10 protein-coding genes are annotated in these 9,877 nt (G+C 65.9%); 6 read left to right on the forward strand and 4 right to left on the reverse strand.

Translation table 11 applies throughout. From position 1 onward, the window contains the following. The first annotated feature begins 15 nt into the window (after nucleotides 1-15). Together H7J93_RS26515 and H7J93_RS26520 are read left to right on the forward strand one after the other, a co-directional pair. Nucleotides 16-1,281: an NAD(P)/FAD-dependent oxidoreductase gene (locus H7J93_RS26515; protein WP_267309260.1), complete on the forward strand. Its 1,266-nt coding sequence runs from the start codon at nucleotides 16-18 to the stop codon at nucleotides 1,279-1,281. A 96-nt stretch (nucleotides 1,282-1,377) separates the two neighbouring features. Next, nucleotides 1,378-1,848 carry a GreA/GreB family elongation factor gene (locus H7J93_RS26520; protein WP_267309261.1) on the forward strand — a complete coding sequence of 157 codons (471 nt, stop codon included), beginning with the start codon at nucleotides 1,378-1,380 and terminating at the stop codon, nucleotides 1,846-1,848. A 55-nt stretch (nucleotides 1,849-1,903) separates the two neighbouring features. Here H7J93_RS26520 and H7J93_RS26525 read toward each other — a convergent pair whose 3' ends face one another. Genes H7J93_RS26525 through H7J93_RS26540 form a run of 4 tightly spaced genes read right to left on the reverse strand, consistent with a single transcriptional unit; the run spans nucleotide 1,904 to nucleotide 6,721 of the window. After that, nucleotides 1,904-2,878 (reverse strand): NAD-dependent epimerase/dehydratase family protein, encoded by a 975-nt coding sequence (locus tag H7J93_RS26525; RefSeq protein WP_267309262.1) that lies wholly within the window; start codon nucleotides 2,876-2,878, stop codon nucleotides 1,904-1,906. Nucleotides 2,879-2,911: 33 nt separating this feature from the next. Beyond that, nucleotides 2,912-4,432, reverse strand: a complete 1,521-nt coding sequence (fadD17, locus tag H7J93_RS26530) for a long-chain-fatty-acid--CoA ligase FadD17 (protein ID WP_267309263.1) — start codon at nucleotides 4,430-4,432, stop codon at nucleotides 2,912-2,914. Beyond that, nucleotides 4,429-5,526 carry an acyl-CoA dehydrogenase family protein gene (locus tag H7J93_RS26535; protein WP_267309264.1) on the reverse strand — a complete coding sequence of 366 codons (1,098 nt, stop codon included), beginning with the start codon at nucleotides 5,524-5,526 and terminating at the stop codon, nucleotides 4,429-4,431. The genes fadD17 and H7J93_RS26535 overlap by 4 nt, the downstream gene beginning before the upstream one ends. 13 nt (nucleotides 5,527-5,539) lie before the next feature. Continuing rightward, complete coding sequence (locus tag H7J93_RS26540; RefSeq protein WP_267309265.1) at nucleotides 5,540-6,721, reverse strand: acyl-CoA dehydrogenase family protein; 1,182 nt, start codon at nucleotides 6,719-6,721, stop codon at nucleotides 5,540-5,542. Between the two features lie 162 nt (nucleotides 6,722-6,883). On the opposite strand from H7J93_RS26540, the gene H7J93_RS26545 reads away from it, so the two are divergent. The 4 genes from H7J93_RS26545 to H7J93_RS26560 all read left to right on the forward strand — a co-directional run bounded on the left by H7J93_RS26545 (nucleotide 6,884) and on the right by H7J93_RS26560 (nucleotide 9,876). Continuing rightward, the gene (locus H7J93_RS26545) at nucleotides 6,884-7,075 is read left to right on the forward strand and encodes a ferredoxin (RefSeq protein WP_083156720.1); all 192 of its coding nucleotides are present in this window, start codon (nucleotides 6,884-6,886) and stop codon (nucleotides 7,073-7,075) included. A 12-nt stretch (nucleotides 7,076-7,087) separates the two neighbouring features. After that, nucleotides 7,088-7,996 carry a 3-oxoacyl-ACP reductase gene (locus tag H7J93_RS26550; RefSeq protein ID WP_267309266.1) on the forward strand — a complete coding sequence of 303 codons (909 nt, stop codon included), beginning with the start codon at nucleotides 7,088-7,090 and terminating at the stop codon, nucleotides 7,994-7,996. A 267-nt stretch (nucleotides 7,997-8,263) separates the two neighbouring features. After that, nucleotides 8,264-9,025: an MlaE family ABC transporter permease gene (locus H7J93_RS26555; protein ID WP_267309267.1), complete on the forward strand. Its 762-nt coding sequence runs from the start codon at nucleotides 8,264-8,266 to the stop codon at nucleotides 9,023-9,025. Next, nucleotides 9,022-9,876, forward strand: coding sequence for an MlaE family ABC transporter permease (locus H7J93_RS26560; protein WP_267309268.1), 855 nt, complete (start codon nucleotides 9,022-9,024; stop codon nucleotides 9,874-9,876). Before H7J93_RS26555 ends, H7J93_RS26560 begins: the two co-directional genes overlap by 4 nt. The last annotated feature ends 1 nt before the right edge of the window (nucleotide 9,877 follow it).

Genomic DNA, 9,877 nt, shown 5'->3' on the forward strand with positions numbered 1-9,877 from the left:
AGGTGGAGGTAGGCAATGGTCGGCGGGGAGCGTTTCGACGGCGGTCCGCGGTCGGCGGTCGTGGTCGGCGCGGGCATCGTCGGATTGTCGACGGCATGGTTCCTGCAGGAGAGGGGAGTCGACGTCACCGTCGTCGACCGCACCGGCGTGGCCGCAGGAGCTTCCTGGGGCAACGCCGGCTGGATCGCACCCGCACTGACGTTGCCACTGAACTCTCCGAAGCTGCTCCGGTACGGTCTGCGCTCGCTGCTGGACCGGAACGCCCCGCTGCACATCCCGTTGGCCGCAGACAGTTCGCGGTGGCTGTTCCTGCTGCAGTTCGCCGCCAATTGCCGCTCGTCGACTTGGCAGAGGGCGGTGCGAGCCAACGTGCCGCTCAACGAGGAATGCATCGAAGCGTTCGACGTGCTGATCGCGAACGGGGTCGACGCACCGGTGACCGATGCTCCGATCACCGCGCTGTTCCGTTCGACGCGCGACGCAGAAAAGATGATGGCCGAACTTCGGGCGATCCAAGGCGCCGGTCAGTCCTTGTTCGTCACGGGACTGTCCGGTGAGGCGCTGCGCGAGCAGGTCCCGCTGGCGTCGCCGCAGATCACCGCGGCGATCAACATCAACGGTCAGCGCTACGTCGACCCCGGACGGTTCGTCACAGCTCTCGGAAGCGCGGTCCGACAACGTGGGGCCGCCATCGTCACGCAAGAGGTGCGCGGTGTCTTCAGTTCCGGTAACGGGGCAAGGGTGGTGCTGCACAGCGGTGAGCCGCTGGTCGCCGACGCAGCGGTGATCGCCACGGGCGCCTGGTTGTCTCGTTTGGCGGGCTCTCGACTGCGGGTACCGGTGGCGGCGGGCCGCGGCTACTCGTTCACCGTGCCCGTGGACCGGCCCATACCCGGGCCCATCTATCTGCCAGATGTACGGGTGGCGTGTACTCCCCACCACGGTGCACTGAGGGTCGCGGGCACGATGGAGTTCCGCCATCCCCATGAACCGGTGATGGCCGAACGTGTGGGTGCGATCGTTGCCTCTGCGAGTCCGCTGCTGGAAGCGGTGCGGTGGGCCGAGCGCAGCGACATCTGGGTCGGTCCGCGTCCGATCACTCCCGACGGCCTGCCATTGATCGGTGAGATGTCGCGCAACGTGTACGTCGCAGGCGGGCACGGCATGTGGGGTCTTGCGCACGGGCCCATCACCGGCCGACTGCTCACCGAACAGATCACGACCGGCAAGCAACCCGAGGCGCTGCAGCCATTCGATCCGCTGCGACGCGCTGTCACCTGACCAAGGATCTCGCCCGTCACGGGCAACGCGAGTCGTCAGGGGCGGCGCAGAGCCGCAGCCCGCCCCTGACGACAACCCTATTCGAAAGGAACGAATATGACCACTGCACAACGTGTTTGGATTTCCTCGGAGGCCTACGAGAATCTGCAGCAGGAGTTGGCGACTCTGCGTCGATTGTGCGCGACCGCCGCTGCAGATGGGGACACCGGCGAGAACGCCACCGCGATCCAGCGTGCCCGACAAGCGCGTATCCAACAGATTCATGACCTACTCGTGTACGCCGTTGTCGGCGAGGACCCGCCCAACGACGGGATCGCCGAACCGGGTATGGTCGTGACCGTTCGCTACGACGACACCGGGGACACCGAATCATTCCTCCTCGGTGTCCGCGGTGCTGAACAGGGCGATATCGAGGTCTACTCCGTCCAGTCGCCACTCGGTGAGGCCATCCTCGGCGCACGGCCTGGCGAGCAGCGCACCTTCAAACTGCCAAGTGGGGCTGAGCTTTCCGTCACAATGTTGGCAGCCGTTCCCTACGGTTTACACAACGCGGAGGTGACGGCATGATCCAGCTCGCATTGGAGCGGTGGGAGTCCGACGGGGGTGCGGTTCCGGGGACGCGTTACACCCCGCGGAACGATGCCACGATGGCATCCGTCGGTGAACGCCACGTGATACCCAGATCCCGGAGCATGGCCGAATCGTCGGTCGGTGTCGCCGCGGTCAGCAGTAGCGCCGCCTCGTAGCTCAAGCCGTCACCCATCGCGATGACAGACGACATCGCGTCGCCGATCCTGCTCACGCCACGGAAAACACGCTGGTTCAGCGGGATTCGGGTGATCGTCCGGCCCGCGCCGCGCTCGAGAGCGGTGATCATGTCGTCGAATTCGACCAGGACGCCGCCGCACACGTAGCGTCGGGGTCCCTTGCCCGGCGTGAAGATGGCTGCGTGGACATCGGCGACGTCGCGCACATCGATCATCTGCATACCGCCGCGCATCCGCGGTGCCACACGCCAGCGCACGATGGGTGCCCAGCCGCGCTCGGTGACACCCGGCTCGGTGTGGAAGGCAGGTCCCACGACGCTGGAGGGATAGGTGACGACGACGGGCGCACCCTCGCTCTGCAGGCGCCGTGCCACCCGATCGGCGTGGCCCTTCGTCTTGGCATAGGGACTTCGCCCCGCGGCGGTGGGGGTGTCGGGCCCGATCAGGCCGTTCGGCGGCGGAAACAACGCGCTGTAACTGCTGACCGACACCACCGGATCGAGTCCGGCTGCCACCGCACGAGTCAGGATCGATTCGGTTGCGTGCGCGTTGATCTGCCACATCAGCTCCGCGCGGCGCTTGTCGGTGCCCACCACCCCGGCGGCGTGCAGCAGTGCGTCGCATCCGTCGAGCAGGGCGTCGACGGTGGCGGTGTCGCGGATGTCGCCCACCATTGTGTCGATGTCGCCGATCTCGGCGAACTTCTGCAACACCGGTGCATCCACCGCATCGGGCGCCACCAGCAGGCGCACCCTCTCGCCGCGAGCGAGCAGGGCGCGTACCGAATGTGCGCCGAGGTAGCCGGTACCCCCGGTGACTGCGACCAGCATGGTTCTCCTCGAAATCGATTGTGTACGTGGGTGTCAGCGCTGGATCGGGTAGACCGGATCGGCGCAGTCGGTCCCTTCGGCCTGCAGCTGACGCTTGATCACCTTGAAGGTCTCGGTGCGTGGCAATGAGGTACCGACCCGCACGAACGACGGCCACTGCTTGGGACCCAGGTCGGCTTGTTCGGCGAGGAAGGCGCCAAACTGCTCGGGGTCGAACGACGCCCCATCGGTGAGCACGACGGCCGCCATCACCTGGTCGCCTACGTCAGGCGCGGGTATTCCGTACACCGCCACCTCGACCACGTCGGGATGGCGCAGCAGCACCCGCTCGATCGGCGCGGAGCCGAGGTTCTCGCCGTCGACGCGCATCCAGTCGCCGAGCCGGCCGGCGAAGTATGCGTAGCCGTTCTCGTCGCGGTAGGCCAGGTCGCCACTGTGGTAGACCCCGCCCCGCATGCGTTCGGCGTCGGCTTCGGGATCGTTGTAGTAACCCTCGAAACGCCCTGCGTCAGACGTGTTCACCAGCTCGCCGGTGACGCCGGGCGGGCAGGGCTCACCGGTGTCGACGTCGACGATCTCGGTACCGGGCGGCAGCGGGCCGAGCGCTCCCGGCGGGGTGTCCGGAGTGCGACCGATCGCAATCCCGCCTTCGGTCGAGCCGAAGCCGTCCATCACCAGCGTGTTGAACCGCTTGGCAAATCGCTCGACGTCGGCCGGCGCGCCCTCGTTGCCGTAGACCGCGCGCAGTGGGTTGTCGGCATCGTCGGGTTGCTCGGGGGTGGCGAGCACGTACGACAACGGCTTGCCGACGTAGTTGGCGTAGGTCGCACCGAACTTGCGTACGTCCGGCAGGAACTGCGAAGCGGAGAACTTGCGCCGCAATGCAAGTGAGCTGCGCGACGCGAACGCGACTGACCAGCCCACCAGCACCGCGTTGGAATGGAACAGCGGCATGGACACATAGCAGATGTCGCTGGGCCCGAGGCTGAAACGCTCCGTCATCATCGCCCCCGCGATGGCCACCTTGCCCTGGCTGCACTTGACCGCCTTGGGATCACCGCTGGTGCCCGACGTATAGATCAACATGAACAGATCGCGTGGGTCGGCGTCGTACGCGACGACGGGTTCGTCGCCGTACGCCGCAACCTCGGCCGCCCATTCGGGGGAGTCGACGTCGATGTGGTCGATATCGCCGACGACGGCCGCCGAGGCCGAATCCGCCAGCACCACTTGACAGTCCGCGTGGTTGATGTCGCGCTGCAGTGCGGCTCCGCGGCGGACGGGATTGAGCCCGACCGGCACGATGCCCGTCAACCCCGCCGCCACCAGGACCGACGAGAAGAACGGCGTGTTCTGGAGCAGCACACCGACATGCGGCGGTCGGTCCGGGTCCATGCGGGCCCGCAGCGCGGCCGCCACCGCGGCACCGTGCCGGATGTGCTCACGCCACGGAATGAAGGCGTCCTCGAAGTAGACCCCACGGTCGTCGACGTCGACCAGCGGGGTGATCAGCGAGGTGACGGTGGGCAGCTCGGTTCCGGTCGCGGGATTCAAGCTGGGGTTTCGGCCAGCTCACGACCGATACGCAGCAACTGCCCGGTCGCGCCGCCGACCGCGAACTCGGTCTGCTTGGCCGCCAGGAAGTACCGGTGCACCGGGTGATCGGTGTCGATCCCGACGCCGCCGTGCACATGCACCGTCGTGTGGGCCACCCGATGCCCGGCCTCGGCCGCCCAGAACGCCGCGGTGTTGACGTCGATATCGGCCGGTAGATCCTCGGACAGCCGCCATGCCGCCTGCGTGACCGTCAACCGCAGCGCCTTGACGTCGATATAACCGTCGGCGAGCCGGGACGACACCGCCTGGAAGCTGCCGATCGGCCGGTCGAACTGCTCACGCTCACGGGCGTATTCGGCGGTCAGCTCGAGCGCCCGTTCCAGCACCCCGAGCTGAAATGCGCTGCGTCCCAACGAACCGTGGGTGGTCAACCAATCCACCACCTCGGCGCCGCCGACTACGCGGTCAGCGCCCAATTCGACGCCCTGCAGTCCGAGATGTCCGACGCTGCCGTGCCCCGTCGTGTTCAGCGATTCCACGGTCACGCCGGAATCCGCCGCGGCCACCACGAATACCTTGGTGCCCGAATCGGTTTCGGCGGGGACCAGGAAGGCATCGGCGATCGGGCCGTAGCTGACCTGAGTGCGCGTGCCGGTCAGCCGGAACCCGTCGCCGTTCGCATTGGCCTGCACCGGGCCCTCGCCCATCTCGCCGTCCAGCGCGACCGTGAGGATCTTCGAACCGTTGATCGCGGGCACCGCCCACCCCTGCTGCAGCGCCTGCGACCCGAATTTGGCCAGCGCGCCGGCGGCGAGCACGGCCGACTCCAGATACGGCACCGCGGCCATCTGCCTGCCGAGCGCCACCAGGACCGCAACCTGCTCCAGCACGCCGAATCCGCCTCCGCCGAGGGATTCCGGCGCGGCGGTGGACAGAATGTCGGCCTCGACCAGCTTGCGCCACAAGGTGTCGTCGAACCGCTCTTCCAGACCGTCGAGCTCGCGCTGACGCTCGGGGGTGCTCACCGATTCGGTGATGGTGCGGGCCAACCCGCCGAGGTCCTCGGCCGCTTCCGTCGTCTTGAAATCCATTGTCGATCAGTCCTTACCGGTTAACCCTTGGCAGGCCGAGCGCGACCATGCCGATGATGTCGCGCTGGATCTCGTTCGTGCCACCACCAAAGGTGAGGATGAGGCACGAGCGGTGCATGCGTTCGATACGTCCCCGTAGGAGCGCACCTTGCGTGTTCGTGCGCAGCGTGGCGGCGGTGCCGAGCACCTCCATCAGCAGTCGGTAGGCCTCGGTCGCCAGCTCTGTGCCGTACACCTTCGCCGCCGACGCGTCGGCAGGCGACGGCGCGGCGTCGTCCGCAGATGCCAGCTCCCAGTTGATGAGCTTGAGTACCTCGGCCTTGGCGTGCACGCGGGCCAGGTTGAGCTGGACCCACTCCGAGTCGATCAGCCGGTTGCCGTGCACGTCCTTGGTGTTCTGCGCCCACTCCCGAACACCATTGAGCGCCACGAAGATCGGCTGCGCGGACACCAGCGCGACGCGTTCATGGTTGAGCTGATTGGTGACGAGCTTCCAGCCGCCGTTCTCCTCACCGACGAGGCTGGTCGCGGGTACCCGCACGTCCTGGTAATAGGTGGCGCTGGTGTCGACACCGGCCATGGTGTGCACCGGTGTCCACGAGAAGCCTTCTGCAGTGGTCGGCACGATGAGCATGGAGATGCCGCGGTGCTTCTTGGCCTCCGGATTGGTGCGCACCGCCAGCCATACGTAGTCGGCGTAGGCGATCAGGCTGGTCCACATCTTCTGGCCGTTGATCACGTATTCGTCGCCGTCGCGCACCGCGGTGGTCCGCAGCGCGGCGAGGTCGGTGCCTGCGCCGGGTTCGGAGTAGCCGATCGAGTAGTGCAGTTCGCCCGCGGCGATCTTGGGCAGGAAGAACTTCTTCTGTTCGTCGCTGCCGAAGTGCATGATCGTCGGCGCGACGCTGTTGATGGTCAGGAACGGGACGGGGACGTTCGCGATGGCGGCCTCGTCGTTGAAGATCAGGCCGTCCATCGGACTGCGCTCCTGACCGCCGTACTCCTTGGGCCACGAGAGCGTCAGCCAGCCGTCCTTACCCATCTGGGCGACGGTTTCGCGGTAGACGTTTCCCCGCCCCATCTCGCCGTCGCTGGCGGCCAACGCCTCGGCGCGCTCAGGGGTCATCAGCTTGGTGAAGTACGCCCGCAGCTCGCGGCGCAACTCCTCCTGCTCTGGGGTGTAGCCGATCCGCATCGCCGTGTCCTAACTTCTCTATGAGGCACCGGTGCAAGTGCACCCGGGCTAGAACCGAAGTCCAGCCCGACTTCACCCCCGGTTGTAACACGTTCTAGTCTTGGGGTCCAGGCCGGTGCCACACTGGCTGCCCAAAGCAGCCCTGAGCGCGAGGAGTGCGTGATGAGAGTGGAAGTGGACCGGGACCGGTGCGAGGGCAATGCCGTCTGCGTGGGAATTGCCCCCGACCTGTTCGATCTCGATGACGACGATTACGCCGTCGTGAAGGCGGACCCCGTACCGGCCGACCAGGAGGACTTGGCGGAGCAAGCCATCGCCGAGTGTCCGCGAGCAGCATTGATCCGAAGAGACTAGAGGTATTCATAAATGACCGCAGATGCGACTGATCTTTCCGGCCGGGTCGCCGTGGTGACCGGGGCGGCCGCGGGGCTGGGCCGCGCCGAGGCCATCGGTCTTGCGCGGGCGGGCGCCACGGTGGTGGTCAACGACATCGGAGCTGCCCTGGACCGCTCCGACGTGATCGACGAGATCGTCGCTGCGGGATCGAAGGCGGTCGCGGTCGCCGGTGACATCAGCGAGCGGTCGACGGCTGATGAGCTGGTGACCACCGCCGACGGTCTCGGCGGATTGAGCATCGTCGTGAACAACGCAGGCATCACCCGCGACCGCATGTTGTTCAACATGTCCGACGAGGACTGGGACGCGGTGATCGCCGTTCATCTGCGTGGGCACTTCCTGCTGACCCGCAATGCGGCGACGTACTGGCGCGCCAAGGCCAAGGAGGGTGACGGCCAGGTCTATGGCCGCGTCATCAACACGTCGTCGGAGGCGGGCCTGGTGGGGCCGGTCGGTCAGGCCAATTACGGGGCAGCCAAAGCCGGTATCACCGCACTCACGCTGACGATGGCGCGCGCGCTCGAGCGGTACGGCGTCCGCGCCAACGCGATCGCGCCGCGAGCCCGCACCGCGATGACCGCCGACGTGTTCGGCGAAGCGCCCGAGCTGGCCGAGGGTGAGATCGACAGCCTGTCGCCCGAGCATGTCGTGACGTTGGTGAGGTTCCTGGCCTCGCCCGCCGCGCACGACGTCAACGGACAGCTCTTCATCGTTTACGGGCCGACGGTGACTCTGGTGGCGGCGCCGACCGTGGCGGCTCAGTTCAATGCGTCAGGCGATGCGTGGGATCCGGGGGACCTGTCTGATCTTTTGCGGAACTACTTTGCCAGCCGAGAATCCGACGCGAATTTCGCTGCGACGGGACTCATGAGTTCGTAGGATTCACAGTCTCGGGCACGGGTGAGAACAGCACTAGAACACGTTCTAACATGACCTGGGTCACACCCCGTCTGACCAGCACGAATATGACAATTTTGACTAGTTTTGTCGTTCTTTGACACTGCGAACTTGTTCTAGTTAATATGATCCGGCTCACTAAGAGCAGTGCTTAAACCAGGGCTGAAAGCCTGCCGCCGCGGCGATAAACGACGCCTTCGCCAAACGCGCGCATGCCGGAGGCCCCCGCCCCGAGAACGGAGCCCGAGGTTGATCGAACAGCTCGCGGCGCCGACCCGGGCCGTGGGCGGATTCTTCGAAATGTCGATGGACACTTTCGTCAAGATCTTCCGGCGGCCCTTTCAATTTCGCGAGTACCTCGAACAGACATGGATGATCGCGAAGGTCTCGCTCATTCCGACGCTGCTGATCTCGATTCCGTTCACGGTGCTGGTGGCGTTCACCCTCAACATCCTGCTGCGTGAAATCGGTGCCGCGGACCTGTCCGGTTCCGGTACCGCGTTCGGCACGGTGACTCAGCTCGGTCCGATCTCCACCGTGCTCGTCATCGCCGGTGCCGGCGCGACGGCGATCTGCGCCGATCTCGGTGCACGCACCATCCGTGAGGAGATCGATGCGATGCGCGTGCTCGGCATCGATCCCATTCAACGGCTCGTCGTGCCGCGCGTGCTGGCATCGACCACGGTGGCGCTTCTGCTCAACGGCCTGGTCATCGCGATCGGCCTGATCGGCGGCTATGTGTTCTCCGTACTGCTGCAGGGCGTGAACCCAGGCGCGTTCATCAACGGTCTGACGATCCTCACCGGGTTGGGCGAGTTGGTGATCTCAGAGGTCAAGGCGCTGTTGTTCGGTGTGATGGCCGGCCTCGTCGGCTGCTATCGCGGCCTCACGGTCAAGGGCGGACCCAAAGGTGTCGGAGAGGCCGTCAACGAGACCGTAATCTATGCGTTCATATGTCTGTTCGTGATCAACGTCCTGATGACGGCGATCGGCGTCCGGGTCCTCGGATGAGCGAACTGGGGAATTACGATCTCACGCTGCGGATGCGGCGGGCCTTCCAATGGCTGCCGCGCGCCGTCGACTCGTTCGGCGAGCAGGCGCTGTTCTACGCCGAGTCGCTCCGATACATCCCAAACGCGTTGCGGCGCTACCACAAGGAGACGTTGCGGCTGATCGCGGAGATGACGCTGGGTACCGGAGCGCTCATCCTCATCGGTGGCACGGTCGGCGTCGCGGCCTTCCTCACGCTCGCCTCCGGCGGCGTCATCGCGGTGCAGGGTTACGAGTCGCTGGGCAACATCGGTATCGAAGCGCTGACCGGGTTCCTGTCCGCGTATCTCAACGTCCGCATCGTCGCGCCCATCATCGCGGGCATTGCGCTTGCCGCCACCATCGGCGCCGGCACTACCGCCCAGCTTGGCGCGATGCGTATCGCCGAGGAGATCGACGCCGTCGAATCGATGGCCGTGCACTCTGTGTCCTACATGGTGTCCACCCGCATCGTCGCCGGCCTGGTCGCGATCATTCCGCTGTACTCGTTGGCGACGTTGGCCGCGTTCTTTTCTGCGCGCACCATCACCGTGTACGTCAACGGACAGTCCGCCGGACTCTACGACCACTACTTCAACACGTTCCTGATTCCGAACGACCTACTGTGGTCGTTCGCTCAGGCCATCGTGATGGCGGTCGCGGTGATGCTGGTGCATACGTACTACGGCTTCAACGCATCTGGCGGACCTGTCGGCGTCGGCATCGCCGTCGGTAAAGCGGTCCGGACGTCGCTGATCGTGGTCGTCATCATCACCCTGTTCATTTCCCTCGGCGTCTACGGCGCCACCGGCAACTTCAACCTTTCGGGCTAGC

The sequence above is a fragment of the Mycobacterium barrassiae genome, from assembly GCF_025822765.1.
Taxonomy (GTDB): Bacteria; Actinomycetota; Actinomycetes; order Mycobacteriales; family Mycobacteriaceae; genus Mycobacterium; species Mycobacterium barrassiae.

Excerpts from the sequence above, each read along its gene's own strand:
- H7J93_RS26550 (WP_267309266.1), top strand. The coding sequence starts at position 7,088 with ATGACCGCAGATGCGACTGATCTTTCCGGCCGGGTCGCCGTGGTGACC.
- H7J93_RS26525 (WP_267309262.1), bottom strand. The coding sequence starts at position 2,878 with ATGCTGGTCGCAGTCACCGGGGGTACCGGCTACCTCGGCGCACATTCG.
- H7J93_RS26560 (WP_267309268.1), top strand. The coding sequence starts at position 9,022 with ATGAGCGAACTGGGGAATTACGATCTCACGCTGCGGATGCGGCGGGCC.
- H7J93_RS26545 (WP_083156720.1), top strand. The coding sequence starts at position 6,884 with ATGAGAGTGGAAGTGGACCGGGACCGGTGCGAGGGCAATGCCGTCTGC.
- H7J93_RS26535 (WP_267309264.1), bottom strand. The coding sequence starts at position 5,526 with ATGGATTTCAAGACGACGGAAGCGGCCGAGGACCTCGGCGGGTTGGCC.
- H7J93_RS26520 (WP_267309261.1), top strand. The coding sequence starts at position 1,378 with ATGACCACTGCACAACGTGTTTGGATTTCCTCGGAGGCCTACGAGAAT.
- H7J93_RS26515 (WP_267309260.1), top strand. The coding sequence starts at position 16 with ATGGTCGGCGGGGAGCGTTTCGACGGCGGTCCGCGGTCGGCGGTCGTG.
- H7J93_RS26540 (WP_267309265.1), bottom strand. The coding sequence starts at position 6,721 with ATGCGGATCGGCTACACCCCAGAGCAGGAGGAGTTGCGCCGCGAGCTG.